This is a genomic window from Ruegeria sp. AE3, from assembly GCF_056542225.1.
On the sequence record NZ_JBQFZL010000001.1, the window covers coordinates 379,301 to 404,577 of the forward strand.

Annotated in this window: 27 protein-coding genes; 13 read left to right on the forward strand and 14 right to left on the reverse strand. The window is 58.3% G+C overall.

Annotated elements, in window-relative coordinates:
• Nucleotides 1-7: 7 nt before the first annotated feature.
• A complete protein-coding gene (locus tag ACR0NZ_RS01895) occupies nt 8-457 on the reverse strand; it encodes a tellurite resistance TerB family protein (RefSeq protein WP_209504295.1) in 450 nt (149 codons plus the stop codon).
• Nucleotides 458-584: 127 nt separating this feature from the next.
• Here ACR0NZ_RS01895 and ACR0NZ_RS01900 point away from each other — a divergent pair, with 127 nt between their 5' ends.
• On the forward strand, nt 585-1,589 hold the full coding sequence (locus ACR0NZ_RS01900; RefSeq protein ID WP_480516572.1) for a methyltransferase domain-containing protein: 1,005 nt from the start codon (nt 585-587) through the stop codon (nt 1,587-1,589).
• Nucleotides 1,590-1,750: 161 nt separating this feature from the next.
• Here the strand turns inward: ACR0NZ_RS01900 and ACR0NZ_RS01905 are convergent, their stop codons facing one another.
• From ACR0NZ_RS01905 to secG, 4 genes are all read right to left on the reverse strand, one after another.
• On the reverse strand, nt 1,751-2,521 hold the full coding sequence (locus ACR0NZ_RS01905) for an isocitrate lyase/PEP mutase family protein (RefSeq protein WP_480516574.1): 771 nt from the start codon (nt 2,519-2,521) through the stop codon (nt 1,751-1,753).
• 160 nt (nt 2,522-2,681) lie between these two features.
• Entirely contained in the window at nt 2,682-3,164 is a 483-nt protein-coding gene (locus ACR0NZ_RS01910; protein ID WP_480476452.1) for a bacterioferritin, read from the reverse strand.
• A gap of 112 nt (nt 3,165-3,276) precedes the next feature.
• The gene (locus ACR0NZ_RS01915; RefSeq protein ID WP_480476454.1) at nt 3,277-4,920 is read right to left on the reverse strand and encodes a CTP synthase; all 1,644 of its coding nucleotides are present in this window, start codon (nt 4,918-4,920) and stop codon (nt 3,277-3,279) included.
• Nucleotides 4,921-5,080: 160 nt separating this feature from the next.
• Nucleotides 5,081-5,440, reverse strand: coding sequence for a preprotein translocase subunit SecG (gene secG / locus ACR0NZ_RS01920; protein WP_480476944.1), 360 nt, complete (start codon nt 5,438-5,440; stop codon nt 5,081-5,083).
• 150 nt (nt 5,441-5,590) lie between these two features.
• On the opposite strand from secG, the gene nthA reads away from it, so the two are divergent.
• The 5 genes from nthA (at nt 5,591) to ACR0NZ_RS01945 (ending at nt 8,961) form a co-directional block, all read left to right on the forward strand.
• Entirely contained in the window at nt 5,591-6,205 is a 615-nt protein-coding gene (gene nthA / locus ACR0NZ_RS01925; protein ID WP_480476456.1) for a nitrile hydratase subunit alpha, read from the forward strand.
• A complete protein-coding gene (gene nthB, locus ACR0NZ_RS01930; RefSeq protein ID WP_480476458.1) occupies nt 6,202-6,879 on the forward strand; it encodes a nitrile hydratase subunit beta in 678 nt (225 codons plus the stop codon). Before nthA ends, nthB begins: the two co-directional genes overlap by 4 nt.
• Nucleotides 6,876-7,214, forward strand: a complete 339-nt coding sequence (locus ACR0NZ_RS01935) for a nitrile hydratase accessory protein (protein WP_480516576.1) — start codon at nt 6,876-6,878, stop codon at nt 7,212-7,214. The genes nthB and ACR0NZ_RS01935 overlap by 4 nt, the downstream gene beginning before the upstream one ends.
• Before the next feature lie 215 nt (nt 7,215-7,429).
• The gene (locus ACR0NZ_RS01940) at nt 7,430-8,725 is read left to right on the forward strand and encodes an adenylosuccinate synthase (protein ID WP_480516578.1); all 1,296 of its coding nucleotides are present in this window, start codon (nt 7,430-7,432) and stop codon (nt 8,723-8,725) included.
• The gene (locus tag ACR0NZ_RS01945; protein WP_480476464.1) at nt 8,725-8,961 is read left to right on the forward strand and encodes a DUF2842 domain-containing protein; all 237 of its coding nucleotides are present in this window, start codon (nt 8,725-8,727) and stop codon (nt 8,959-8,961) included. The genes ACR0NZ_RS01940 and ACR0NZ_RS01945 overlap by 1 nt, the downstream gene beginning before the upstream one ends.
• A gap of 200 nt (nt 8,962-9,161) precedes the next feature.
• Here the strand turns inward: ACR0NZ_RS01945 and ACR0NZ_RS01950 are convergent, their stop codons facing one another.
• Nucleotides 9,162-10,865 (reverse strand): hypothetical protein, encoded by a 1,704-nt coding sequence (locus tag ACR0NZ_RS01950; protein ID WP_480516580.1) that lies wholly within the window; start codon nt 10,863-10,865, stop codon nt 9,162-9,164.
• 123 nt (nt 10,866-10,988) lie between these two features.
• Between ACR0NZ_RS01950 and ACR0NZ_RS01955 the strand changes: the two genes are divergently transcribed.
• Entirely contained in the window at nt 10,989-11,696 is a 708-nt protein-coding gene (locus tag ACR0NZ_RS01955) for a thiamine diphosphokinase (protein ID WP_480516582.1), read from the forward strand.
• On the opposite strand, the gene ACR0NZ_RS01960 is transcribed toward ACR0NZ_RS01955, so the two are convergent.
• Genes ACR0NZ_RS01960 through ACR0NZ_RS01975 form a run of 4 tightly spaced genes read right to left on the reverse strand, consistent with a single transcriptional unit; the run spans nt 11,641 to nt 15,114 of the window.
• Nucleotides 11,641-12,555, reverse strand: coding sequence for a DMT family transporter (locus tag ACR0NZ_RS01960; RefSeq protein WP_480516584.1), 915 nt, complete (start codon nt 12,553-12,555; stop codon nt 11,641-11,643). The genes ACR0NZ_RS01955 and ACR0NZ_RS01960 overlap by 56 nt on opposite strands.
• A 45-nt stretch (nt 12,556-12,600) precedes the next feature.
• Nucleotides 12,601-13,017 (reverse strand): GFA family protein, encoded by a 417-nt coding sequence (locus ACR0NZ_RS01965; RefSeq protein WP_480516586.1) that lies wholly within the window; start codon nt 13,015-13,017, stop codon nt 12,601-12,603.
• A gap of 20 nt (nt 13,018-13,037) precedes the next feature.
• Entirely contained in the window at nt 13,038-14,411 is a 1,374-nt protein-coding gene (locus tag ACR0NZ_RS01970) for an L-serine ammonia-lyase (protein WP_480476474.1), read from the reverse strand.
• 1 nt (nt 14,412) lies between these two features.
• Nucleotides 14,413-15,114: a glutathione S-transferase family protein gene (locus tag ACR0NZ_RS01975; protein ID WP_480516588.1), complete on the reverse strand. Its 702-nt coding sequence runs from the start codon at nt 15,112-15,114 to the stop codon at nt 14,413-14,415.
• Nucleotides 15,115-15,281: 167 nt separating this feature from the next.
• Here ACR0NZ_RS01975 and rpiA point away from each other — a divergent pair, with 167 nt between their 5' ends.
• The 6 genes from rpiA (at nt 15,282) to ACR0NZ_RS02005 (ending at nt 21,479) form a co-directional block, all read left to right on the forward strand.
• Nucleotides 15,282-16,070, forward strand: coding sequence for a ribose-5-phosphate isomerase RpiA (gene rpiA, locus ACR0NZ_RS01980; RefSeq protein ID WP_480493460.1), 789 nt, complete (start codon nt 15,282-15,284; stop codon nt 16,068-16,070).
• 124 nt (nt 16,071-16,194) lie between these two features.
• Nucleotides 16,195-17,553: a glutathione-disulfide reductase gene (gor, locus tag ACR0NZ_RS01985; protein WP_480516590.1), complete on the forward strand. Its 1,359-nt coding sequence runs from the start codon at nt 16,195-16,197 to the stop codon at nt 17,551-17,553.
• Between the two features lie 72 nt (nt 17,554-17,625).
• Nucleotides 17,626-18,768 carry an FtsH protease activity modulator HflK gene (gene hflK / locus ACR0NZ_RS01990; protein WP_480476480.1) on the forward strand — a complete coding sequence of 381 codons (1,143 nt, stop codon included), beginning with the start codon at nt 17,626-17,628 and terminating at the stop codon, nt 18,766-18,768.
• Nucleotides 18,768-19,664, forward strand: coding sequence for a protease modulator HflC (hflC, locus tag ACR0NZ_RS01995; RefSeq protein WP_480476482.1), 897 nt, complete (start codon nt 18,768-18,770; stop codon nt 19,662-19,664). The genes hflK and hflC overlap by 1 nt, the downstream gene beginning before the upstream one ends.
• Nucleotides 19,664-19,858, forward strand: a complete 195-nt coding sequence (locus tag ACR0NZ_RS02000) for a DUF2065 domain-containing protein (protein ID WP_480476484.1) — start codon at nt 19,664-19,666, stop codon at nt 19,856-19,858. The genes hflC and ACR0NZ_RS02000 overlap by 1 nt, the downstream gene beginning before the upstream one ends.
• A 127-nt stretch (nt 19,859-19,985) precedes the next feature.
• Nucleotides 19,986-21,479, forward strand: a complete 1,494-nt coding sequence (locus ACR0NZ_RS02005; RefSeq protein ID WP_480516592.1) for a Do family serine endopeptidase — start codon at nt 19,986-19,988, stop codon at nt 21,477-21,479.
• 218 nt (nt 21,480-21,697) lie between these two features.
• Here the strand turns inward: ACR0NZ_RS02005 and ACR0NZ_RS02010 are convergent, their stop codons facing one another.
• The 4 genes from ACR0NZ_RS02010 to ftsY all read right to left on the reverse strand — a co-directional run bounded on the left by ACR0NZ_RS02010 (nt 21,698) and on the right by ftsY (nt 25,235).
• Entirely contained in the window at nt 21,698-22,366 is a 669-nt protein-coding gene (locus tag ACR0NZ_RS02010) for a Crp/Fnr family transcriptional regulator (protein WP_480476488.1), read from the reverse strand.
• A gap of 113 nt (nt 22,367-22,479) precedes the next feature.
• Nucleotides 22,480-23,085, reverse strand: coding sequence for an inner membrane-spanning protein YciB (locus ACR0NZ_RS02015; RefSeq protein ID WP_480516594.1), 606 nt, complete (start codon nt 23,083-23,085; stop codon nt 22,480-22,482).
• A gap of 16 nt (nt 23,086-23,101) precedes the next feature.
• Nucleotides 23,102-24,004, reverse strand: a complete 903-nt coding sequence (locus tag ACR0NZ_RS02020; RefSeq protein WP_480516595.1) for an EamA family transporter — start codon at nt 24,002-24,004, stop codon at nt 23,102-23,104.
• 88 nt (nt 24,005-24,092) lie between these two features.
• Nucleotides 24,093-25,235: a signal recognition particle-docking protein FtsY gene (gene ftsY / locus ACR0NZ_RS02025; protein WP_480516596.1), complete on the reverse strand. Its 1,143-nt coding sequence runs from the start codon at nt 25,233-25,235 to the stop codon at nt 24,093-24,095.
• Between the last annotated feature and the right edge of the window lie 42 nt (nt 25,236-25,277).

Here is a 25,277-nt window from a genome sequence, read left to right on the forward strand (position 1 = left end):
CGGGCGCTTAACTCACATCCAAGCGGCTTTGGACGCGCTCGCGCGCTGCCTGACTGTCATTGTAGCTCAGGCCCATGGCAATGCGGGCTTCTTCGACGATCTTTATCTCGCCCTCGTCCGAACTGCCATCCGCCAGAACGATTTCCCACAACGCGTCAAGGGCTGCCAGCCGCTCTTTCAGATCCGTGGTTTCCCGGATCAGTTTGCCGAACGTATCAGTTTCCGGTGCCGCAGCATGGAGTTTTTCACAGGTGGCACGCACCTTGGCTGCCTCAATCGCGTTATGCTGGTACAGACGGGCCAGTATCTTGTCGATCAGACTGATCTCTTCCAGCTTGTAATCGCGATCTGCCTGCGCGACGCGCACCATCAGAGCACCCAGAGCAAGTTCTGCATCCGGGTCCGGCAACTGTTCATGATGAGGCGGTCTGAGCGCCTTAAAGAACCTTTTCAACATAACAAACACCTAGACGACAGGTCGTGATCGGCCAAGCACGAAATGCTGGTCTTGATACAGTATTGCATGTATCCAGCGCCGAGTCGGACCTGTGCACGATAAAGTTGTATTTGAAAGGAAGTTTCAGATGATACCGCGTTTACCTGGTGCAATGGGGATCAGTAAATCAGACAAGGGGCTGGAAATCGCACCTTGGTTCAATCCGCTCGTTTCGAAAGCTGAAGGCTACAATGTCAAAATAGCAGACGTACTGACCGCGCAAGAACTTTTGGCGTCGGCGGAGGGAAATGACACAATTAACCCTGATAGTTACGGCCTTATAGAGGAGATAGACTTCGTCGGCAGCGCCACCGAGTTGGGTTCAGTCGTGCCAAAAGACGAACATGGCAGTTTCGATTATATATATAGTTCCCATAATTTTGAACATTTACCGAATCCGATCAAATTTCTTCAAGCTTGTGAGGCGCTACTGAAGTCAGGGGGGCGCTTGATCATGATCGTACCGGATGGGCGGTTATGTTTCGACCATTTCCGCCCCCCGACAACTACGTCAGAATGGCTTGAAGCCTACCGGGAAGATCGAAAGAAACCGACAGAAAAGCAGGTTTTTGACTCGCGTTACGTTCTCTCTCGTGAGGCCTGCGGCGCAGAGTTCAAGCCTGTTAACCATCAAACACCACCTGAACTTCACAGACTGCAATTTGATCCCGCTGTTTTGTGGGAACAGTGGCAGCAAACAACGCCAGAATCTCCTTATCAGGATGCTCATTGCACTGTTATGACACCCAGTTCGCTGCGCTTGATGCTGCAAGACTGCCAATACTTGGGCTTGACATCTTTGCAAATCGAAGACGTGCAGGAACCCAAGGGTATCGAATTCATGGTCGTGATGCGTAAGCCAGCGCAAGACGTTCAGGTTTTGAATGCCGAAGATTACGCAGATGTTCGATTGGAGCTTCTGCACCGGGTCTGGAAGGATCAGGGCTGGCGTGTAACACAGTTCGGTGCTGTTCATGGAAAGTTGGCGTTGTTTCCCGGCGGCAAAAGGTATCAATTACGAGGATCCAAAATTGGTCAGATACTTCGGAATATGAACTATCGGCGCCTTAAAAAAAGGCGTTCAAAAACTTAACGTTATCTTTCGACCAGTCAGGGTTTACGGGGATTCAGGTGTCTTGATCGGTTTAGTTGGTCGGGGATTTTCAATGAAAACCCTAGCCAACTTTGAAGATAAATTACCACCCAGGTCACTCAGGATCCGGTGAAATGGCTTCGGTCAGGCTTTTGACGTGATTACCAGGTCAGGGCCTCTTTGGCTGCGGTTTGCAACCAGGCCAGCATTTGGCGATAGGGAACCGGACCGTAGCTGATCCGCGCGACCCCCAGTTTTGCCAGGGTAGGCGTATCCGGCGTGCCGGGCAGGGCGATGATATTGACCGGTAAGGCCGTGGATTCGCAAAGCCGAGCGATCAGGGCTTCGTTCTTTAGCCCGGGTGCAAAGAATCCGCTGGCACCTGCATCAGCATAGGCATTGGCACGGGCAATGGCCTCATCCAGCATCGTGTCGTCATGGGTGTCCGCTGCTGCCTTCAGGAAGATATCTGTGCGCGCATTGACATAGGCGGGAATGCCTGCGCGCGCGCAGGCGTCGCACATCGCTTCAACACGTTTGGCCTGAGTGGCGATGTCAAAGAGGCCGTCTCCACCTATGATCTGGTCTTCAAAGTTGAAACCAACAACACCGCAGTCCAGCGCGCGCTGAACGTTTTGCGCGATCCCTTGCGGGTTTTCGGCATAAGCGCCCTCGAAATCCAGTGTTACGGGCAAGTCAACCGCTGCAACGATGCGGCGTGCATTGTCCAACGCGGCCTCAAGTGGAATGTTCTGCCCGTCGCCATAGCCCTGCGCCATGGCAACAGGGGCACTGCCGGTCGCGATGGCCTGGGCACCAGCGTCCCGAACAGCGCCAGCGCTGCCAGCGTCCCAGATATTGAACAGAATGACAGGATCGCCTTTCTTGTGAAGGCTGGTAAAGGTCACGGCTTTCTGGGACTGGCTGGTCATCGGAACTCTCCTGTTGTCGCGTATCCTACAGCTAACGCTGTGAAAATGACCCGGCCAGAGTTTTTGCACCCAGACAGGTCACTTTGAGGTGACGGCACAGGCACAGATTGCGTCAGCTGTGCAAAGTCCCTGTGACATCCACCGGTTTGAAACCAAGGCCTCAGGCTTCGCCCGCAGCGCCAGAGACGAATTTCGCGCTAAACGCAGATTCGCCAAGACGTTGCAGCAGGCTCAGCTGTGTCTCCAGCCAGGCTTTATGACCTTCTTCTTCCATCAGGATACGTTCGAACAATGTACGCGAACCAACATCACCGACTTCGGCCGCCTGTTGCGCTGCATTGGTGTAGAAATCGACGGCCTCACTCTCGTCTTGGAGATCAGAGGCGAACATTTCTTCCAGCGTGCCCGCTGCGGCTGGGCTTTTCTGAAACGCAAGCTCGGGGGTTCCTCCCAGAAACAGGATACGTTCGATAAAGGCGTCAGAATGCACCAGTTCTTCCTGCATCTCGCCCCGCATTTTCTCAGCCAGAATATCAAGGCCCCAGTCGTCCAAAACGTGCGCGTGCAACTGGTATTGGTGCGCGGCAGTAAGCTCCATATGAAGCGCTTGCTGAAGGTTGCTGATCGTTGTTGCGTTGCTCATCGGAAATCTCCTGAAATCGTGAAATGCAAAAGCAGAAAGCCTGCCTCTGCACACAGTTAAGAGATCAATCCCCACGAAACAACGTGGGGTGACAGTCCGACACAGTCAGGGATCAGACCAGGCGTGAGGTATCTTTCGCGGCCCGCACAAAATCGCGAAACAGCGGATGCGGGTCAAACGGCTTGGACTTCAGTTCCGGGTGGTACTGAACGCCAATGAACCACGGGTGATCCGCCCATTCCACGATTTCGGGCAGACGACCGTCCGGCGACATGCCCGAAAACTTCAGGCCCGCTTTTTCAAGCTTGTCGCGATACTTGATGTCCACCTCATAGCGGTGGCGGTGCCGTTCCTCGATCTGGGTGCCGCCATAGACCTCGGCGACTTTGGACCCGTCCGCCAATACTGCGTTGTAGGCCCCAAGGCGCATTGTGCCGCCTTTGTCGTCGCCGACCTTGCGCTCGACCTTGTGGTTGCCCTGTACCCACTCTTTGAGGTGATAGACCACCGGTTCAAACCGTTTCTTCCCGGCCTCATGGTCGAATTCCTCGGACCCGGCTTCGGTAATACCCGCAACGTTTCGCGCTGCCTCGATCACCGCCATCTGCATGCCAAGACAAATGCCCAGATAGGGGACTTTGTGCTCGCGCGCATATTGCGCCGCCTTGATCTTGCCTTCGGTGCCACGCTCGCCAAATCCACCGGGGACGAGGATAGCGTGGAAGCCTTCCAGATACGGAGCTGCGTCTTCGGTGTCGAAAACTTCGGCATCCACCCACTCGATCTTGACCTTCACACGGTTGGCCATACCGCCATGGGTCAGCGCCTCGGCAATCGACTTATAGGCGTCTTCAAGCTGCGTGTATTTGCCGACAATGGCCACTTTCACTTCGCCTTCGGCGTTGTGGATGCGGTCGCTGACATCTTCCCATTTGGCCAGATCAGGTTTGGGGGCGGGGCTGATCTGGAAGGCATCCAGAACGGCCTGGTCCAGCCCCTCGCGGTGATAGGCCAGCGGCGCGTCGTAAATGGTGGACAGGTCCTGCGCCGCGATCACGCTGTCTGGGCGCACGTTGCAGAACAGGGCCAGCTTTTCCCGTTCCTTGGTCGGGATCGGCCCTTCGGACCGGCAGACCAGAATATCGGGGGCCAGACCGATCGAGCGCAGTTCTTTCACCGAGTGCTGGGTAGGCTTGGTTTTCAACTCACCCGACGCTTTGATGTAGGGCAGCAACGTCAGATGCATAAAGATACACTGGCCGCGCGGTTTGTCCTGACTGAACTGTCGGATGGCTTCAAAGAAGGGCAGGCCTTCGATGTCACCCACGGTACCGCCAATCTCACACAGCATGAAATCAACCTCATCCTCGCCGATGGCGATGAAATCCTTGATCTCGTTGGTGACGTGCGGGATCACCTGAATGGTCTTGCCAAGGTAATCGCCGCGGCGTTCTTTCTCGAGCACGTTTGAATAAATCCGCCCGGAACTGACCGAGTCGGTCTTGCGCGCTGCGACACCGGTGAACCGTTCGTAATGGCCAAGGTCCAGATCGGTCTCGGCGCCATCATCGGTGACAAACACTTCGCCATGCTCAAAGGGCGACATCGTGCCGGGATCGACGTTCAGATAGGGGTCCAGCTTGCGCAGACGCACCGAATAACCGCGGGCCTGCAACAAAGCGCCCAAAGCTGCCGAAGCCAGCCCTTTGCCCAAGGACGAAACCACACCACCGGTGATGAAAATAAAACGTGCCATAGTTTTTCGGCTGCTCCCGTGAGACGTCAAAATCAGCTGCCCGGCGGTTCCGAAAAACCGCTGCATCACGGGACTTCACGTATAAAGGATTCGCGCCAAAAGCGCAAGAGAACCGCAAGATGCTGTTGCAGTCCTCTTTCATGTTTCTAGGTTTTGTGGATCAATCCGCCTGCGGGATCAGAGGCGCGTTGTCGTCCTGTGCCGGCGGCAAAAGATCATCAACCGACGGAATCGCCGGTGCGCTTTCCTCGGTCGAAGCCGGTGCCGGAACGCCCAGACGGTCGATTACCGAGCTGCCCGAAGATTTTTGAGCCGCAAGAATGGTCAGCGTGATCGAGGTGACGATGAAACAGGCCGCCAGAATCCACGTCAGCTTGCCCAATGCCGTCGCTGCTGCGCGACCGGCCATGGCACCGCCACCACCCATACCCAGGCCACCGCCTTCGGACCGCTGCATCAGGACAACGGCGATCAGGCCCAGAGCCAGAAGAAGATGGATAATGAGAACGACGTTTTCCATGGTGGTCCTGTACAGCGTGGCGTGTATCGCGTGGTACTTATGCAAGTTTGCCAGCGGGGGCAAGTCAGGAGTTGGCATCAACTTCTTTGATGTATCCCATCACGTCATAGGGACTGGACAGTGTGTTGATTTGTGACGCAGGCTGCGGCCATGCCACATGACGATCACGACCACCCGCATGCCCTGTTGCCACCTGAACCCGCATTGCGCGTCAAAGCGCTCGAGACGATTCTGACCCGCAAAGGGCTGATCGATCCGGCGGCTCTGGATGAGATCATCGACACTTATCAGAACAGGATCGGGCCGCAAAACGGCGCGCGCGTCGTTGCCAAAGCCTGGAGCGACCCTGCCTTCAAAGCTGCCCTGCTTGAAGACGCCACTCCGGTCGTAGCGGACCTTGGCTACTATGGCCGCCAGGGCGAACATATGGTGGTGGTCGAGAATACACCGGACCGGCACAATATGGTCGTCTGCACCCTGTGCAGCTGTTACCCTTGGCCGCTGCTGGGTATCCCGCCCGGATGGTACAAATCCGACGCCTACCGAGCCCGCGCAGTGCGAGAACCGCGCAAGGTGTTGGCCGAATTCGGCGTCACCTTGCCCCAAGACACCTCTGTACGGGTTTGGGATTCGACGGCCGAGATTCGCTATCTCGTCTTGCCCATGCGCCCTGAAGGCACAGACGGAATGAGCGAAGATGAGCTTGCTGCGCTTGTGACGCGCGACAGCATGATCGGCACGGGCCTTCCCAAGGTGCCATCATGACCCGCGTTCACGATATGGGAGGCCGTTTCGGTGATGGTCCGATACACCCCGAGGCAGAGGACGCGCCTGTTTTTGCCGAAGACTGGCACGCCCGCGCTCTTGCGGTGACACTTGCATCCGGGTTTCTGGGGCAGTGGAACATCGACGTTTCGCGCCACGCGCGCGAACGCTTGTCTCCGAAGGATTACACCCGGTTTTCATATTATGAGAAATGGATATCCGGTCTGGCCGATCTGCTGGTCGAAAAGGGTGTTCTGACATTGGATGATCTGCGTGGCGTGAGCGGCGACAATCCGCACCCCTTGGCAGACAGAGCGCTCAAGGCCGAAGCGGTGTCCGCTGCGCTGGCCAAAGGCGGGCCTGCGGACAGGCCTTCCAACGTCGCGGCGCTGTATTCTGTGGGGCAAGAGGTTGTCACGGTCCGGCCGACAGCAAATCGCCTCGTGGATGGAGGTCACACGCGCCTGCCTGTCTATGCATCCGGTGCCAGGGGCCGAATCCTGCGCCTGCACGGAACCCATGTTCTGCCCGATTCCAATGCGCATGGGTTGGGTGAGGCGCCAGAGCCGATTTATGCAGTGGCTTTTGCGGCATCAGAACTCTGGGCCGCCACCGAACATCCCGCCGACCAGGTGGTGCTGGACCTCTGGCAAAGCTACCTGGAACCGGCATGAACGACTGTATCTCACACGGAGCCCCCGAGCCGGTTTTTGCTGAACCCTGGCACGCTCAGGTCTTTGCCGTCACCGTCGCGCTGAACGAGGCCGGACGGTTCGAATGGGCGGATTGGGCGGCGCGTTTTTCAGCGACATTGAAACACAATGGGCTTGCCGGGGAATTGGATGGCGGTGACGATTACTTCCACGCATGGCTGGAAACGCTTGAGGCATTGCTGGCCGAACAGGGCGCTGCAAGGCCGAAAGATGTGCTTGATCTGCATAAGGCCTGGGAAGAGGCTTACCTGACCACTCCGCATGGGCAACCTGTCCACTTACGGCGACAGGGTTAGGGGGCTCTGCCCCCGCCGCCCGTTCCGGGCGCCTCCCCCGGGATATTTACAGCCAGGTGAAGCAGGGGATCCACTCTTCATCTGGCTACAAATATCCCCGCCGGAGGCATCGCGCGCGAGCGCGATTTTCCTCTGCGGCGAAATATCGGTTTCCCTGCCGTTTTTGCCCCGCTATATGAGCCGGGTTTGATCACTCAGCACGAAAAGGACCGGATATGGCCAACGTGGTTGTTGTCGGCGCCCAATGGGGCGACGAAGGAAAAGGCAAGATTGTCGACTGGCTCAGCGAAAGGGCGGACGTAATCGCGCGTTTCCAGGGCGGTCACAATGCCGGTCATACGCTGGTGATCGACGGTGAGGTTTATAAGCTGCACGCGCTTCCTTCGGGCGTGGTACGCGGCGGCAAGTTGAGCGTTATTGGCAACGGCGTGGTTCTGGACCCCTGGCATCTGGTCAATGAGATCGCAACCATCCGGGCGCAGGGTGTTGAGATCACTCCTGAGACGCTGATGATCGCTGAAAACACGCCATTGATTCTGCCCATTCATGGCGAGCTGGACCGTGCGCGCGAGGAAGCTGCGAGCAAAGGCACCAAGATCGGAACAACCGGTCGCGGAATTGGCCCGGCCTATGAAGACAAGGTTGGGCGGCGTTCTGTTCGCGTTGCCGATCTGGCGGACGAAGCCACGCTGGAGGCCCGCGTGGACCGCGCATTGCAACATCACGATCCGTTGCGCAAGGGTCTGGGTATCGAGCCGGTTGACCGCGACGCGCTGATTGCTCAACTCAAAGAGATCGCGCAACAAATTCTGCCGTTTGCAGCTCCCGTCTGGAAAGTGCTGAACGAAAAGCGCAAGGCCGGGAAACGCATCCTGTTTGAAGGGGCGCAGGGCGCGCTGCTGGATATCGATTTCGGCACCTATCCCTTTGTGACGTCGTCAAACGTGATTGCGGGGCAGGCGGCAACCGGTGTTGGTATCGGCCCAGGCTCGATCAATTTCGTGCTTGGCATTGTTAAGGCCTATACCACCCGTGTTGGAGAAGGGCCGTTCCCGACCGAGTTGGAAGACGCAGACGGTCAGCGTCTGGGTGAACGCGGGCACGAATTCGGCACGACAACAGGCCGCAAGCGCCGCTGCGGATGGTTCGACGCCTGTCTGGTGCGCCAGACCTGCGCAACCAGCGGCGTGAACGGTATTTCGCTGACCAAGCTGGATGTTCTGGACGGGTTTGAGACACTTAAGATCTGTACCGGGTATGAGCTGGATGGCGAACGTTTGGATTACCTTCCGACCGCTGCTGATCAGCAAGCCCGCTGTACCCCGATTTATGAAGAAATGCCGGGGTGGAGCGAATCGACCGAAGGCGCGCGCAGCTGGGCGGATTTACCTGCAAATGCGATCAAATATGTGCGTCGGGTCGAAGAACTGATCGAATGCCCGGTTGCGCTTTTGTCCACAAGCCCGGAGCGGGACGACACCATTCTGGTGACGGACCCCTTTGCTGACTGATGCGCGAGAAACAGAAGACAGGGTTGAGTTACAAGGCACGCCGGCGCTGGTCGCTGGTGATCCTTGTGCTTGGCCTTCCGCTGTACATCATCGCCGTGGTGACGATCGTGAACTTGCTGGGGCGTCCTCCGATCTGGATTGAGTTGCTGGTTTATATCGTGCTGGGCATCCTTTGGGCCCTGCCGTTCAAGTTCGTGTTTCGCGGCGTCGGTAAAGAAGACCCCGATCAGTCCTAGCGCTCGTGAGGTACGTGTAAATGACCGGGCCTGCTGAGTGCCGTGCGGGAAAACGCGTGGTCCTCGGCGCTTTGGTGACGACCGTCTGGTAACAGTCGAAACGTTCGGGCTTTGTCATTCAGGACGGGCGTTTGGTCCAATGGCCAAAAGCAAAAAGGCCGGGGGTAAACCCGGCCTTGATTGATAACCTTCAAGCGTGATCAGCCTACGGCACGCTCGTCATCGGGGCGAAAACCGATCAGGTTGGACGCCGCGAAACGCCCGCCTCCGGCTTTCTCGATTTTACCATCGCGCAGCAACTGCCCAAAAGAACGCAGGCTTTCTTCGCGATTGAACTCGTCTTGTTTCAGCGAACGCACCTTGTTCATCAGCTGCGGGCGCGAAAACTGCTCCTGACCTTCGATGAAGGACAGATAGGCGGCAGCCGCTTCCAGAAGATCAGGCAGCGATTGCGCACCCTGTTCCTGTGCAAACTGTGCAAAACCGCCTTCCTCTGATCCGGTTGTTTCCTGGTCTGTAGTGACGCGACGTGGCAAGACCGGACTTGCGGATGTTCCGTGTTCATCCACGCGCTGCTCGGCCACCAGCTTGAGTGGCGCCGGAGCTTCTGGTGCCGGACGCATGCTGGTTACCTTGATTTCGGGTCGCCGTGGGCTGACCACGGATGCCAGATCGCCGCGGTATTCCCGGTCGGCCGCCTCTTTCGAGCGCGCCTGACCGTCGCGGTCGGCTTCGGTGGCTGCGACGGCGGTGCGCAGGTGCGAATAGGTTTCGCGCGCATCGCTGCTGCTGGGGTCATCCATATGCTCGCCGGTCTTTGCCATCAGGCGCGACATATCCTGATCGGGATCCGCATCGTCAGCCAGTTTTTGGCTCGAACGACCGGACAGGTGCTGTTCGATCTCGGAAATTTCGGTCAACAGGTGCATTTCGTCTTCTGCCGTCAATACACCCTGCGTCAGGTCTTCCTCGACCGGTTCATCGTCGGATTCAATTGCTACGTCTTCAACGTTGAGGATGTTGGGGGCATCTTCTTCGTCGAAATCGTCTTCGGCAACGTCTTCAAGATCAGCGAACAGAGGCTCGGCAGCGGACTGATCCGCCACCGGCGCGTCTTCGATTTCGTCGATATGCAGGGGCTGGGGGGTCAGGGGCGCCTGCAGGTCAACGGTTTCTTCGATCTGAGTTTCAGAAGCTTCGGGGATCAGCGCTTCTGCTGTCTCAGCCGCTTGCGGTTCTTCAGCTTCCTGATCCTGCAACTCATCAATCGCAGGCGCTGCAGGCTCTTCGGTTTCCTGGGCTTCAGGCTCAGTGGGTTCGGCAAAGTCTTCTGCGCTGAGCGCACCGGCCTCAAACGCAGCGGCCACAGCATCTACCGGGGGGGCGGTATTGGCCAGCAGCGGCGACTCTTCGTCTTCGGAATACTCGGCAGCGGGCACGTCGGAATGAGAGACGACTGCGCGAATGCGTTGCAGTTTCGCCGCGATGCTGTCAGCAGCCGGGGGCGGGGTGTCCGCGACAGGTTCTGCCTCGGCGAACCCGGTCTGCGCGGGGGCCGTATGCGGCTGAACATGAGCGGGAGTTTCGGCAGCCTTGATAGCGGCCGTGTGCGGGGCCGGTTCTTCAGCAGCGACAGGAGTTTCGGTGGTCTGAGTGGCGCGCAGCAACAGGCCGGATTCGTTCTGACGGGCTTCGACGCGCTGTGATGCATCGCGCCGGGCGATGCGGGTCAGCATTTCGGCATCCGGTTGCGGGGGTTCTGAGCCGAAGTAGCGGTCATCCGCTGCGAGATCGCGGAAATACTCGGCGATGGCTTTCATCGTTTCAAAGGAATCATCAAATCCTTCCAAAGTGCAGGAGAAGGTTCCATATGAAACGGTTAATACCTTGTTATTCTGTACCATCAGACGCACGTCCTTTACAAACTACGAGAGCCCACTTACCCGGAATCGGGAGCACACGAAGGCTCTGAACTTTATGCATGAACCTATCATTTTGTGGTCTTAATGTGTCCAAATCCGGGAAAAATGGCCAATCTTAGGAAAATCAAGACAATTGTACGCTCTGCCGATCCAATTGGGCTGTTCGGAGGTGGATTTATCGGATCTGGAGACCTGAATCTGGTGCTGAATCGCGTCAATTCGGTCGTTGCCGCCGATGGCGGAGCGGACGTTTTGACAGAATCAGGCCGGATTCCCGATGCGGTGATTGGTGACTTCGATTCGCTGAGCAAAGCGACGCAAGCAAAAATTCCCGCGGATCGCCTGTTTGCCATCCGCGAACAGGACAGCACCGATTTCGACAAGGCTCTGCGCAATCTGCACGCTCCGCTGGTTCTGGGGGTTGGGTTTCTTGGCGGGCGGCTTGATCATCAACTGGCCGTTCTGAACGTTCTGGTCCGGCGGCAGGATCAGGCCTGCATATTGCTGGGCGAACGTGAATTGGTTTTTCACGCACCGCCAGAGATCAAGCTGCCGGTTGCGCCCGGCGAAGTGGTCTCGCTGTTTCCGATGCAGCCAGTAACGGGGCGTAGTACCGGGCTGGAATGGCCGATTGACGATCTGGCCTTTCGGCCGGACGGGCAGGTGGGAACGTCCAACCGCGCACTGGCACCTGTCGAGCTGAAGATGGATGGGCCGGGCTTGCTGGTGATGATCCCGCGCGCTGCACTCGATCCGCTTATGCAGGTGTTTCTGTCGGGGCAGACCGGGCGCTGGCCCGCTCGCGCAGAATGACGTACAGGCCTGCGGCAATGGTAATGACGATGCCAACTGCAGCCAATCCGTCGGGCAGGTCGCTGAAGATCACCCATCCGATCAGGGTTGCAACCGGGATTTCCAGATATTGCATCGGGGCCAGTGTAGCAGAGGGCGCATAGCGCAGCGACCACGTCATCAGCAGATGGGCGACCGTACCCAACACCCCGATCGCAATCAGCAGCCAGTTCAGGTCGCTGGACGGCAGGGTCATCGAGAGCTCTTGAATGTTCATTTGCGTGCCAATCAGAAGGATCGGAGCCAGAAGGACTGTCGCAAATACGCCGGACACGGCTTGCAACGACACCGGGTCGGTCTCTTTCGCGACTTGCCGTGTGACCAGCATGAACAAGGCAAAGACTACGGCAACGATCAGTGGCAGCAACGCAGGTGCACCCACCTCGGCAAAGCTGGGTTGAATGACCAGCAATGTGCCAATGAACCCGACGATGCAGGCGGCAAGACGGCGGGAACCGACCTCTTCCTCCAGAACATATTTGCCCAGCAGCAGCATGATGAATGGCATGACGAAAGCAATAGCAACGGCGTCCGCCAAGGGCAGGAATTGCAGCGCGCTGAACATGGCCGAAATGCCGATGATATGCAGCAGCGCCCGTAGCAGGGTCAGCCGCAGGATCCGTCCGCGCATCCGCCAGGGTCGCCCCGTCACCGCAACCAGCGGGATCAGGATCACCGCTTGCACCGCGAAACGCACCGTGACCAGCAGACCCAGCGGCGTGGTCTCGCCCAACAGCTTCGCCATCGCATCCCCCAAGGGCGCGAGCACGCAAAAACCGAGCATCAAAAAGATGCCAAAGACGGGTCTGTCCTGAGTCATGAGCGCGACGCTAACTGTTTCGCAACGCAGAGGGAAGCGCTGTTGTCAGCGGTCGGCCAGGGGCTGAAACTTGGTGTAATCCGGCCCGTTGCAGGTAGGCAAACCATCCTCCAATTTCAGCCATTTCAGCTTTTCTTCATGCGCGACATGTAACGTAGGTTCCAGCGCTTCAGGAGAGTCCAGCGTCGCGACAAAAAGGTGCATCACATCCGACATGGCGGTTGAACGGAAGGACATTGGCGTGCCGCAGTGCGGGCAGAAGCTGCGCTCGACACCGGGAGAGGAGTTGAAACGCTTGGGCTCTTCACCGGTCCACCGCCAATGGCCATCGTGAACTCCGAAATACGTTGTCATCGGCGCTGCGCACTGGCGACGGCAACTGTCGCAATGGCAGCTGACGCATGACAGTACCGGAGGGTCGACCTCGAACCGGATCTTGCCGCACAGACAATGTCCACGCATGTCGTCCCTCACTTTCGGTTTCAGCAGTTCGGTACGTTCACAGCCAGACCACCCAGCGACGTTTCCTTGTATTTCTCATGCATATCATGGCCGGTCTGGCGCATCGTCTCGATCACCGCGTCCAGCGGCACGAAATGCTGACCATCTCCGCGCAAGGCCAGCGAGGCCGCTGAGACCGCTTTGATGGCCCCCAGCCCGTTTCGTTCGATACAAGGAACCTGAACCAGCCCGGCAACAGGGTCGCAGGTCATGCCCAGATGATGCTCCAGCGCGATCTCGGCGGCATTTTCCACCTGTTCGGGGGTTCCCCCCATCACGGCGCAAAGCCCGGCTGCCGCCATGGCGGCCGCGCTGCCAACTTCGGCCTGACATCCCGCTTCGGCACCCGAGATTGAGGCGTTGTATTTCACCAACCCGCCAATGGCCGCCGCGGTCAGCAGGAAATCCTCGATATGACTTTCGGACGCGCCCGGTACATGATCAAGATAATAGCGCAGAACAGCGGGCAGAACACCTGCGGCCCCGTTGGTGGGCGCGGTGACAACTTGCCCGCCCGCCGCGTTTTCCTCGTTGACCGCCATGGCATAGACGCTCATCCAGTCGTTAATCGTGTGCGGCGCGGTCAGGTTCATGCCGCGCTCGGCCATCAGCGCATCATAGATGCCTTTCGCGCGGCGGCGCACTTTCAACCCGCCCGGAAGGATGCCGTCAGTGGTCAAGCCACGTTCGATACAGGCATTCATGACGTCCCACAAACGGGCCGAGCCTTTCGCGAAACTGTCGGCGCAGCCCCGCGCGATCTCGTTTGCGCGCTTCATCCCGGCAATGCTTTTGCCACTGGATTTGGCCATCTCAAGCATTTCTGCGGCGGATTTGAACGGGAACGGGACCGGGTCGCCTTCGTCGGTGTCTTTCCCCTCGGCCAGTTCTTCCTCGGTCAGGACAAAGCCGCCGCCAATCGAATAGAACACCTGCCGCAGGATCACATCGCCCTGTGCGTCGGTGGCCATCAGGATCATCCCGTTGGCGTGTCCGGGCAGATTGTTGTCGTAGTCAAAGATCAGATCCGCCTTGGGATCGAAATGAAGCGTCGGCAGGCCTTCGGGCGTGACCGTGTGCGTGCGGGCGATATCAGCCAGCGCGGCCTCGGCCTTTTCATTGTCATAGGTGTCAGGAACAAAACCCGCCAGACCCAGAATGGTCGCCCGATCGGTCGCGTGACCGACACCGGTGAAGGCAAGCGAGCCGTGCAACGATCCTTTCAGGCCTGTAAATTCAAAGGGGGAGGCGCGCATCATGTCCAAAAAGCGCGCCGCGGCCACCATCGGGCCCATTGTGTGCGATGAAGACGGGCCAATGCCCACTTTGAACATATCGAAGACAGATAGGAACATATCAGATAGCCGAGCCTTCCGGGGGATTAGCGTAAGTAGGGGATGTGAAGGGTGTAACGCCCAAACCTTCCGCAGCGATTGCCGAACGGGTGGCGGGGCATGTCTCAAGGTGCAGAAGCACTTTCTGCAGATGCGGCGTGTCGGCCAGTTGATACCAGCTACGGTCAGCACTTACGGGGTACAGGGCCATCCAGCGCATCATGCAGGCGACATAATAGGTCAGAACCGATGGGACACCTGCGCGAAACCACTCAGGCCCGCGTTGCGCCAGCGCATCCAGCAGCCGCAAGTGCTGCAGCAACCGGGGTCGGATGCCCGCGCGCAGCGTGTCGGCCTGAAAGGCGTCTATGTATTTTTCAGCGTAGAACAGGATGCGCAGATCCGCATGCAACGTGTTGGACGCGAAAAACAGCCATTTCAGAAATCCGGCGCGTTCAGGATCATCCGCCGTCGGGGCAAGTTGACCATGGCGCTCCGTCAGCCAAAGCAGGATCGCCGCGGTTTCAAAGATCGGGCCCTGCGGCGTTTCCAGAACCGGGATCAGCCCGTTGGGATTAAGCGACCGATACGCGTCGCTGTCCTGCTCGTTCTGGCGGCGGTCCACCAGCACCGTTTCATAAGCCACGCCCATCTCGTCCAGCGCCAGCCGGATCACCAGCGAGGCGTTGTCAGGGGCATAGTGCAGGCGGTACGGGGTCAACATGCGCGCAACTTACAGCGCAAAGATGTGGGTGTAAGACATGATTGCGACTTTTCCGACAGGAAACGCGTAGTCCTGAGACATCTTAACACCTGTCGGATCGCAAAATGGGGTCGCAGTCGCCTGACGCATTCCCTATAACTCCGTCAGAATAAACTGGGAAAGCTGCCATGACCAGAGATCTGTCGCCAATCGACACTGCGAAATACGTTGCCGCGTACCGTGCCGCCGACATGGTCGAAGACGGGATGCGCGTGGGCCTTGGCACAGGATCGACAGCCGCCTGGCTGGTGCGCCGTCTGGGTGAACGGGTGCGCGAAGACGGCCTGCGGATTAAGGGTGTTCCAACCTCGACCCGCACGGCGCAGCTTGCCCGCGAGGTTGGTATTGACGTCATTTCACTGGATCAGGCCGGTTGGCTGGACATGACCATCGACGGCGCGGATGAGTTCGATCAGGACCTGAACCTGATCAAGGGGGGCGGCGGTGCGCATCTGCAGGAAAAGATTGTGGCCACCGCCAGCGATCAGATGATCGTCATCGCCGATGCAGGCAAAGAAGTTGAAACTCTGGGGGCCTTTCCACTGCCTGTCGAGGTCATTCCCTTTGGCTGGCAGACAACGCGCACATTGATTGAGGAGGCCCTGGATACAATGGATGTGCTTGGGACATCCTCGGCGCTGCGCATGAATGGCGAGGCTCCGTTTGTAACGGATGAGGGTAACCACATCCTTGACCTGCACCTCAAGCGCATCGGCAACCCGCGCCAGATGGCGCTGATCCTGAACCAGGTGCCCGGTGTTGTGGAAAATGGCCTGTTTATCGACATCTGCGATAAGGTCGTGATCGGCCATGGCGATGGCCGGGTCGAGCTGCGGGATATCAACGCGGGCACAGTTGCGATGGATCAGCTGCTCAGCGGATCGCGCGATAACCTGTTTTCCGATTTTTCGGACTGAGTTTCGTGCAGTTCCGTTCGGCAAGTGGCTATGAAAGTTCGAATTTTCCGCGTCGGGGGTTGGCACAGGCTTTTTTACGCCCAGATATCCAGAGAACTTTGAAAGTTGAACGAAGGAACCCGGCATGAGCTTTGACTATGATCTTTTTGTCATCGGCGGAGGTTCGGGCGGGGTCCGCGCGGCGCGTGTTGCGGCGGGCGAAACCGGTGCCAAGGTCGCGCTGGCCGAAGAAGACCGGTATGGCGGCACCTGTGTGATCCGGGGCTGCGTGCCAAAGAAGCTGATGGTCTTTGCCAGCGAGTATTCAAGCATGGTCGGGGATGCGCAGGCCTATGGCTGGGACATTCAGCCCGGCGCGTTCAACTGGAACACTTTCCACGGCAAGCTGGTGGCCGAGCTTGATCGGTTGGAAGGGATATATCGCAATATCCTGAAGAACAACGGCGTCGAAAGCTTTGACCAGCGTGCGCGCCTTGTGGATGCCCACACGGTCGAGCTGACCGATGGAACCCGCAAAACCGCCAAACACATTCTGATCGCCACTGGCGGTCGCCCGGTTGTTCCGGATTTTCCGGGCTCGGAACTGGCGATTACGTCGAACGAGATATTCCATCTGGGTAAGCTGCCAGAAAGCATCCTGATCGTAGGGGGCGGTTATATCGCCTGTGAATTTGCCGGGATCATGAACGGGCTGGGGGTCAGGACGACTCAGTTCTATCGCGGCGCACAGATCCTTCGGGGTTTTGATGACGAGGCGCGTGGACTGATCAGCGAAGAAATGTGCCAGAACGGCATCGACCTGCATCTGGGCACCAATGTGCTTGAGATGAAAAAGCAGGGCGACAAGATCTGGGTCAAGGCCACCAACGGCTCCGAGCAGAGTTTTGATGTGGTGATGTATGCCACGGGCCGTGCGCCGAATGCCGATAACCTTGGGTTGGAGGCTTTGGGCGTTGAACGCGGTCGTAAGGGCGAGATCATCGTGGATGAATACAGCCAGACCGCCGTTCCCTCGATCTTTGCCATTGGCGATGTGACCGACCGGGTGAACCTGACCCCGGTCGCGATTCGCGAGGGGATGGCCTTTGTGGAAACCGTGTTCAAAGGCAATCCGACACCGGTAGATCACGAATTGATCCCGACTGCGATCTTCACTCAGCCCGAGATGGGAACTGTCGGCCTCAGCGAAGAAGAGGCAGCGGAACAAGAACCGATCGAGGTTTATGCCACATCTTTCAAGCCGATGCAGAAATCTTTTGCTGGCGGCACGCAGCGGGTACTGATGAAACTCATCGTCTCTCAGGCCACGCGCAAGGTGCTGGGTTGCCATATTGTCGCCCCCGGTGCCGGCGAGATGATCCAGCTGGCGGGAATCGCCGTAAAGATGGGCGCGACCAAGGAAGATTTTGACCGCACGGTTGCAGTTCACCCGGTCATGGCCGAAGAACTGGTGACAATGCGGCAACCTGTGCGCACGGCTTGATTTGCAAGCGCGCGCACACAGGTTACAAGGGAACCCGTGATCACACGGTCCAAAACGAAGGAAAAGATACATATGGCGGGCAACAGCGGCGGCCCCTGGGGGGGCGGAGGCTCATCCGGTGGCGGAGGAAATCAGGGTAACAACGGGAACGGGCGCAAGCCTCCCGAAAGCGATGGCCCGCATATTCCCGAGATCGATGAACTGATGAAAAAAGGCCAGGAACAGCTGCGCGTCCTCATGGGCGGCCGTGGCGGCGGTGGCCGTGGCGGTAGCGGTGGTCAGGGCGGTGGCGGTCCGGCCTTTACCAAGGGCACAGTTGCGATTGGCCTTGTTGCAGCTGCAGTAGTCTGGGGGCTTGCGAGCTTTTATACTGTCAAACCCGAAGAACAGTCTGTCGAACTGTTTCTGGGTGAATTCTCGGCCGTCGGCAATCCGGGCCTGAACTTTGCGCCATGGCCGTTTGTAACCGCCGAGGTTATTCCGGTGACCCGCGAACAGAACGAAGACATGGGTGGCGCGCGTGGTAGCGACGATGGCCTGATGCTGACCGGCGACGAGAATGTGGTCGACATAGATTATCAGGTTGTCTGGAACATCAACGACCCGGCCAAGTACCTGTTTAATCTGCGTGATCCGCGCCAGACGATCCGAGCCGTGTCCGAATCCGCGATGCGTGAGATCATTGCGCAAAGCGAGCTTGCACCGATCCTTAACCGTGATCGCGGCGTAATCGCAGACCGTTTGCAGGTGCTGATTCAGGATACAATGGACAGCTACGATTCGGGTGTGAACATCATTCGCGTCAACTTTGACAAAGCCGACCCGCCACAGGACGTGATCGCCTCCTTCCGCGATGTCCAGGCTGCCGCGCAAGAACGTGACCGGTTGCAGAACGTGGCAGACGCTTATGCCAACCGTGTGCTGGCCGAGGCACGCGGTGAAGCCGCACAGATTCTGGAAGAGGCTGAAGGGTACCGCGCCCAACAAATCAATAGTGCTCAGGGTGAGGCCAGCCGCTTTAGCGCGGTTCTGGAAGAATACTCCAAGGCACCGGACGTGACTCGCAAGCGTCTGTACTTGGAGCGGATGGAACAGATTTTGGGTGACGTCGACAAGATCATTCTAGACCCGAGTTCGAGTGGACAAGGGCAGGGCGTCGTGCCCTACCTGCCACTGAATGAGCTGCGCCGTAGTCCTTCTGGGGAGAGCAACTGATGCGTAAGACGACATTTATTTTGCCGATCGTTTTCATCGCGGTAGTCGGTGTTCTTTCCTCGATTTTCATCGTGGACGAGCGCGAACGTGCTCTGGTTTTACAATTTGGCCGCGTTGTCGCGGTGAAAGAGGAGCCAGGTCTGGCGTTCAAGATACCGGTGATTCAAGAAGTAGTGCGCTATGACAACCGCATCCTGTCCATCGATGTCCACCCGCTGGAAGTTACTCCGCTGGATGATCGTCGTCTGGTGGTTGATGCGTTTGCGCGTTATCGAATTTCTGATCTGGAACAGTTCCGTCAGGCCGTTGGCGTCGGTGGTATCCCGGTGGCCGAGGATCGTCTGGACCGCATTCTGCGTGCTGAAACCCGCGAAGTACTGGGTTCGGTTTCCTCGCGTGACATCCTCAGCTCGGACCGTGCAGCCTTGATGCTGCGGATTCGAAATAGCGCGATTGCCGAAGCGCAGGCGTTAGGCGTCACCGTAATCGACGTGCGCCTGAAAGCGACCGACTTGCCGCAGGCCAACCTTGAGGCCACATTTGACAGGATGAAGGCCGAGCGGGAACGTGAAGCGACAGATGAACGCGCACGTGGTAACGAGGCGGCGCAACGTGTGCGCGCGCAGGCTGACCGGACTGTGGTTGAACTGGTGTCGGATGCGCGCCGTGAGGCTGAGATCACCCGCGGTGAAGCCGACGCCGAACGCAACGCGATCTTTGCCGAAGCTTATAGCGCCGATCCGGAGTTCTTTGAATTTTACCGCTCGTTGACGGCCTATCAGAATGCGCTGCAAGGCGGTAACAGCTCGCTGGTGTTGAGCCCGGATTCCGAGTTTTTCAATTACCTGGGTTCACCCACAGGGCGGAGTGTTCCGGCGGCTCCGGTCTCTGAATAATGGGCATGATCCTTCTGGCCTTCGGGCTGGTACTGATTGTCGAGGGGCTGGCCTATGCGCTGGCCCCTTCGCTTATCGAACGGATGCTGGAGGCGCTGCGCGCCATGCCCGTACAGGCCCGGCGTCTGGCCGGGTTGCTTTGTGTTGTCAGTGGTTTGATCCTGCTCTGGGGGGCATATCAACTGGGCTTTTGACGGGGCGGTTTCACGTGCGGGTGATTTCGCTGCGATCCCGAGTTGCTCACCGGGTTAAACTGACTACATTGGAAACTAAGAAAGGCCGATACAGGCCTTGGCAAGATTGTCGACAAGGAGAGCTCAAGTGCAGGCGAAAGCGCGCAGTTTTTCCGTCCGATGGGACGATGTGAGTGTTTGGATGCGGCTGATGTGGCTGGCCTTTGCAGGTACACTGCTTGTGCTGGCGCAGTCGGTTTCTGCTCAGGCCAGAAGCGAAAGCCTGGCGCCCTTGGCGGAAAAGATCAGCCCGGCCGTGGTGAACATCACCACAAGCACCCTGATCGAAGGTCAGACAGGTCCGCAGGGCATCGTGCCCGAGGGGTCTCCGTTCGAGGATTTCTTTCGCGAGTTTCAGGATCGCAACGGCGGCAATGACAACAGCCCGCCCCGACGCAGCAACGCCCTTGGGTCGGGTTTTGTGATCTCCGAGGATGGCTTTATTGTCACCAACAATCACGTCATTGCGGAAGCTGATGAAATCCTCATAGAATTCTTCCCCGGCGACGGGCAGCCCAAAAATGAACTGGTGGCCAAGGTCATCGGAACCGATGAGAAAACCGATATCGCACTGCTCAAGGTCGAAGCGTCCGGCCCCTTGAAATACGTGCAATTCGGCGACAGCGACGTGGCGCGTGTGGGTGACTGGGTCATTGCCATGGGCAACCCGCTTGGTCAGGGCTTTTCTGTATCCGCTGGTATCGTATCCGCCCGCAACCGGGCGCTCAGCGGATCTTATGACGACTACATCCAGACGGATGCGGCGATCAACCGAGGCAACTCGGGCGGTCCGTTGTTCAACATGGACGGCGAAGTGATCGGCGTGAACACCGCCATCCTGTCGCCCAACGGTGGCTCGATCGGCATCGGCTTTTCGATGGCGTCGAACGTGGTAGTGAAGGTTGTCGATCAGCTGCGCGAGTTTGGTGAAACCCGGCGCGGCTGGCTGGGTGTCCGCATTCAGGACGTGACCGAGGACATGGCCGAGGCCATGGGGCTGGAAAAGCCCGGCGGCGCGCTGATCAGCGATGTTCCTGAAGGCCCCGCCCAGGAGGCCGGTCTGAAAGCAGGCGACGTGATCATCAGCTTTGACGGTGTCGAAGTCGAAGACACCCGTGGTCTGGTCCGTCAGGTTGGCGAAACAGAAGTCGGCAAAGCTGTCCGGGTCATTGTGCATCGCGATGGCGGCACGCAGACAATTCTGGTCACGCTGGGACGCCGCGAAGACGCAGAAAGCAAAGAAGATGACGAAGAAGAAACGCAAGATGCTCCGGTCGAAGAAAACGCCGATATTCTCGGGCTGACTATCTCCCCGCTCACAGATACGCTGCGCGCGGATATGGGATTGGATGCAGATGCCGAAGGTCTGGTGATTTCGAATGTCGACGAAGCGTCTGAGGCCTACGCGAAAGGGTTGCGTGCTGGTGACCTGATTACCGAAGCGGGTCAGCAGAAAGTGGAAACCATCGCGGATCTGGAGGCCCGAATGGACCAATCGCGAGAGGCTGGGCGGAAATCCCTGCTGCTTTTGGTCCGCAGGGGGGGCGAGCCGCGATTTGTGGCGCTAAGCCTGGAAGAGTGATTAGAAAAGGCCGGGACAAGCGCCTGGCCTTTTTCATTGCCTGAACACCTGAAGAGGCATGCAGAAAGAAAATGAGCCATACGCGGTAATTGCGTATGGCTCAGATACAGGGAGAGATCAGTGGACAGATATCGGGGATGATTCTCTGACCTCCTACGGTAACAACTTCACCTTAGGTCAACGCCGACCTCTTCGTATGTGAACCAGATCACACTGGGTCAGATAAGTTCGGAATCGGCCAGTTCCCGCAAAGCGTCGAAATCCTGAATCAGCAATCCGCCGCGCGAGGATTCGACAATATTGTCGCGTTTCCAGATCGAGATCGTCTTGGAAACGGCCTCGCGTGTGGCCCCGACAAATTCGGCCAGTTCGCTCTGCGACAAGGTGATGCGCTGCGTTGGGTCGTCCTGCAATTCCGACAGATGCAAAAGCTTTCGGGCCAATCGAATGGGCATGGGCAAAAAGACCTGCTCGTTCAGCTGCAACCCCATCCATCGCATGCGCACCCCGGCCAACCGGATCAGATCCACGGCAAGATCAGGCTGTTTTCTGATCTGGTTCATGACGTCATTGCGACGTACGCGCAAAACGCGCGATGGCTCGGCCGCCGCAATAGTCGCCGTGCGCGGGCCGTTGTCAAACAGCGCAATTTCGCCAAAGACTTCGCCAGGGCGCATCAGGGTCAGCGTCAGCTTTCGCCCGCTCATCGCCAGAAAGGACACTTCAAGCGTGCCTTCCAGAATGGCATAGAGCGAATCGCCTTCATCGCCCTGTTCGAATAGGGTTTCACCTTGAGCCAGCGAGATGTCGGTCGCCTGCGCCGAAAGCATCTCTCTAAGCCCGTCGGAGGCCTCCGAAAGGAAGCCGCTGGTGGGAAAGGCCGTCATGTATACACCGATCTTGGGTAAGGTGTGAGTGTGGGTGGTGACACAACTTCCCATAGCTCGGTGGCTAAGCCAAGAATTTTGTTTGTTTTGCAGGTATTGCGACGTCAGGGCAGCTATTTCTGTTCCGGGTCGTCCATATAGCGTTGCAGGATGCTGAATTGCAGCATCAGGAAGGCCATCAGCGCGATGGGAAATCCGAAGGTTTCGATTTTGACCCAAAGGTCGGTCGACATGGTGCGCCAGACAAACTCGTTTGCGGCGGCCAGAACGGCGAAACAAGCGCAAAGGCGGCGCGTCAGAATCATCCAGCCTTCGTGCTTCATCGGCAGCAATTCATCCAGTACATAAGCCAGATAAGATTTCTTTTGCAGCAACCCGATGCCAAGGATCAGGGCGAACAGGCCATAGACAAGCGTGGTTTTCATCTTGAAAAACCGCTCGTCATTGAACCATGCGGTCAGGCCACCAAAGAAAATGACCATGAAGGCCGTGAAAATCTGCATCCGGCTAAGCTGGCCGGTCAGGTACCACAGGATACCCATTGCCCCCAGCATCAAAGGCACGAAGATAATCGTGGCGATGATAAAGCCGGAATACTCGGTGCCACCGATCGGAAAGCTGTTATCACGCAAGCGCAGATAGATGAAGAAGAAGGCCAGCGGCGGGCCAAGTTCCAGCACCTGTTTCAGAAATGGGTTGATATCTTTTTTGCCTGTCATCGGTACGTCCTGCTGCTTACCCGCCCATTTCAACTATTACGGCGCCGAGTGCAATCAATGCCATCAATGCAATGCGTCTTGGGCCAACGGTCTCCTTCAGGACAAGCCAGCCGATCAGCGCCGCAAAGACGGTTGAGGTTTCGCGCAGCACGGCGGCTTCGCCGACTTTGTCCAGCCGTGTGGCCAGCATGATCGACCCAAAGGACAAAGGCGCGATGATGCCGCCGGCCAGACCCCGCAGCATCAGCGGGCCGGGTGCAGGGCGATGTGTCATCGCGCGCCATCTGAGGAAGGCGTAGACCGGCATCGCCGCGCCGTCGATCATGAAGAACCAGGCCAGAAATGTGAACGGGTCGGCGGTGGCGCGTATGCCATAGGCGTCATAGGTGGTGTAAAGCGCCACAAACAGGCCCGTGATGATCGCCAGTGTCAACGCGATGCCCAGCGTATCCCTGTTGGTTTCCAGGAACCTGAAGTTGTAGGCGGCCAACCCAAATATTCCGGCCAGCAGGGTGGCCACGCCCAGCCACTGAACGGCCGAGAATGTTTCACCGAACAGAAGATAGGCACCAATGACCGTAAACAGCGGGCCTGTCCCGCGCACGACGGGATAGACGACCGTGTAGGACCCCTTGGTGTACGCCGCGGCCTGCAGCGTCTTGTAGGCAATGTGGATCAGCCAGACGAGGGCGAAGATCGGCCACATATGAGGTTCAGGCCAAGGCACCACGAAAAAGGCAAACGGGGCGGCCATCAGGCCATAGCTGGCGTCAATGGCGCCGCGGGACAGCCATGGATCATGGCGGCCTTTCTGTAGCGCCCCGAACGCGGCGTGCAGGAAGGCGGCCATCAACGCCAGTGCCAGCGCCAGTTGGTGACCCGCTTCGGTGCCTTCAAGTGAGATCAGCCAGTCGCTCAATTACGCAAACCTTTTGCAGGGCGGAGAGGGGTGGGGGCTGTCTGCCCCCACACCCCCGAGGATATTTTGGGCCAGATGAAGAGGCGGATCAGCCCTTGTCGAGCCCGGTCAGGGCGGCGGCGAATTCTTCGGGGTCGAAGGGGGCAAGGTCATCAATCTGCTCTCCCACCCCGATTGCATGGATCGGCAGGCCGAACTTGTCGGCCAGAGCGACCAGCACGCCGCCCTTGGCGGTTCCGTCCAGCTTGGTCATGATCAGGCCCGAGACATCGGCCAGCTTGCGAAAGGTTTCCACCTGGCTCAGCGCGTTCTGGCCTGTGGTGGCATCGAGGACCAGCAAGGTGTTGTGCGGCGCGGTCTCGTCAACCTTGCGGATGACGCGGACGATCTTGGCCAGCTCCTCCATCAGATCCGTGCGGTTTTGCAGGCGTCCGGCGGTGTCGATCATCAGCAGGTCCGCGCCTTCGGCCTGTGCCCGGGTCAGCGCGTCAAAGGCGAGGCTGGCGGGATCCGAGCCCTCGGGCGCGGTCAGAACCGGAACCCCGGCGCGGTCGCCCCAGACTTGCAGCTGTTCGACGGCCGCAGCACGAAAGGTATCACCGGCGGCGATGACGACTTTTTTTCCAGCCTGCTTGAACTGGCTGGCCAGTTTGCCGATGGTCGTGGTCTTGCCCGAGCCGTTGACACCGACGACCAGCACCACTTGCGGGCGTTTGGGGTAAATCGGCAGTGGCTTGGCCACGGGCTCCATCACACGGGACACTTCCTGCGCCAAAAGCTGTTTGATTTCCCGGGTCGAGAGTTTGCGCCCAAAGCGCCCCTCGGCCATGTTCGAGGTGACACGGAGGGCGGTGTCGACGCCCATGTCAGAAGCGATCAGCAGCTCTTCGAGCTGCTCGAGCATGTCGTCATCCAGCGTGCGGCGCATTTCAGTGGCGGCGCCGCCGCGGCTGAACAGGCGGTTCAGGATGCCTTTGGATTCGGGAATTTCCGGCGGAGGGGCCATGGGCTTGGGGTCTGCCGGGGCGGGGGCAGGTTGTTCAGCCGGTTCCTGCGCCGGTTCAGGGGCCGGAATTTCCGGGACCGGTTGCGGCTCGGGCTCTGGTTCGGGGAGGACTGGGTCGGGTGCGGCGATTTCCTCGCCACCATCCTCGACGATGGCGTCCAGCCCCTGTTCGAGGCGGGATGAGGATTTGAACAGCTTGTCCTTTAGCTTTGAGAAAAACGCCATATTTGGTCTCCGCAGGTGTTCCTTTCACCTAATGCGGATTTG

Excerpts from the sequence above, each read along its gene's own strand:
- nthA (WP_480476456.1), top strand. The coding sequence starts at position 5,591 with ATGCCACATGACGATCACGACCACCCGCATGCCCTGTTGCCACCTGAA.
- hflC (WP_480476482.1), top strand. The coding sequence starts at position 18,768 with ATGCGTAAGACGACATTTATTTTGCCGATCGTTTTCATCGCGGTAGTC.
- ftsY (WP_480516596.1), bottom strand. The coding sequence starts at position 25,235 with ATGGCGTTTTTCTCAAAGCTAAAGGACAAGCTGTTCAAATCCTCATCC.
- ACR0NZ_RS01950 (WP_480516580.1), bottom strand. The coding sequence starts at position 10,865 with ATGGTACAGAATAACAAGGTATTAACCGTTTCATATGGAACCTTCTCC.
- ACR0NZ_RS01955 (WP_480516582.1), top strand. The coding sequence starts at position 10,989 with ATGGCCAATCTTAGGAAAATCAAGACAATTGTACGCTCTGCCGATCCA.
- gor (WP_480516590.1), top strand. The coding sequence starts at position 16,195 with ATGAGCTTTGACTATGATCTTTTTGTCATCGGCGGAGGTTCGGGCGGG.
- ACR0NZ_RS01935 (WP_480516576.1), top strand. The coding sequence starts at position 6,876 with ATGAACGACTGTATCTCACACGGAGCCCCCGAGCCGGTTTTTGCTGAA.
- hflK (WP_480476480.1), top strand. The coding sequence starts at position 17,626 with ATGGCGGGCAACAGCGGCGGCCCCTGGGGGGGCGGAGGCTCATCCGGT.
- ACR0NZ_RS01945 (WP_480476464.1), top strand. The coding sequence starts at position 8,725 with ATGCGCGAGAAACAGAAGACAGGGTTGAGTTACAAGGCACGCCGGCGC.
- ACR0NZ_RS02010 (WP_480476488.1), bottom strand. The coding sequence starts at position 22,366 with ATGACGGCCTTTCCCACCAGCGGCTTCCTTTCGGAGGCCTCCGACGGG.
- ACR0NZ_RS01940 (WP_480516578.1), top strand. The coding sequence starts at position 7,430 with ATGGCCAACGTGGTTGTTGTCGGCGCCCAATGGGGCGACGAAGGAAAA.
- nthB (WP_480476458.1), top strand. The coding sequence starts at position 6,202 with ATGACCCGCGTTCACGATATGGGAGGCCGTTTCGGTGATGGTCCGATA.
- ACR0NZ_RS01905 (WP_480516574.1), bottom strand. The coding sequence starts at position 2,521 with ATGACCAGCCAGTCCCAGAAAGCCGTGACCTTTACCAGCCTTCACAAG.
- ACR0NZ_RS01965 (WP_480516586.1), bottom strand. The coding sequence starts at position 13,017 with ATGCGTGGACATTGTCTGTGCGGCAAGATCCGGTTCGAGGTCGACCCT.
- rpiA (WP_480493460.1), top strand. The coding sequence starts at position 15,282 with ATGACCAGAGATCTGTCGCCAATCGACACTGCGAAATACGTTGCCGCG.
- ACR0NZ_RS01960 (WP_480516584.1), bottom strand. The coding sequence starts at position 12,555 with ATGACTCAGGACAGACCCGTCTTTGGCATCTTTTTGATGCTCGGTTTT.
- ACR0NZ_RS01970 (WP_480476474.1), bottom strand. The coding sequence starts at position 14,411 with ATGTTCCTATCTGTCTTCGATATGTTCAAAGTGGGCATTGGCCCGTCT.
- ACR0NZ_RS02000 (WP_480476484.1), top strand. The coding sequence starts at position 19,664 with ATGGGCATGATCCTTCTGGCCTTCGGGCTGGTACTGATTGTCGAGGGG.
- ACR0NZ_RS02015 (WP_480516594.1), bottom strand. The coding sequence starts at position 23,085 with ATGACAGGCAAAAAAGATATCAACCCATTTCTGAAACAGGTGCTGGAA.
- ACR0NZ_RS01900 (WP_480516572.1), top strand. The coding sequence starts at position 585 with ATGATACCGCGTTTACCTGGTGCAATGGGGATCAGTAAATCAGACAAG.
- ACR0NZ_RS01915 (WP_480476454.1), bottom strand. The coding sequence starts at position 4,920 with ATGGCACGTTTTATTTTCATCACCGGTGGTGTGGTTTCGTCCTTGGGC.
- ACR0NZ_RS01975 (WP_480516588.1), bottom strand. The coding sequence starts at position 15,114 with ATGTTGACCCCGTACCGCCTGCACTATGCCCCTGACAACGCCTCGCTG.
- ACR0NZ_RS01910 (WP_480476452.1), bottom strand. The coding sequence starts at position 3,164 with ATGAGCAACGCAACAACGATCAGCAACCTTCAGCAAGCGCTTCATATG.
- secG (WP_480476944.1), bottom strand. The coding sequence starts at position 5,440 with ATGGAAAACGTCGTTCTCATTATCCATCTTCTTCTGGCTCTGGGCCTG.
- ACR0NZ_RS01895 (WP_209504295.1), bottom strand. The coding sequence starts at position 457 with ATGTTGAAAAGGTTCTTTAAGGCGCTCAGACCGCCTCATCATGAACAG.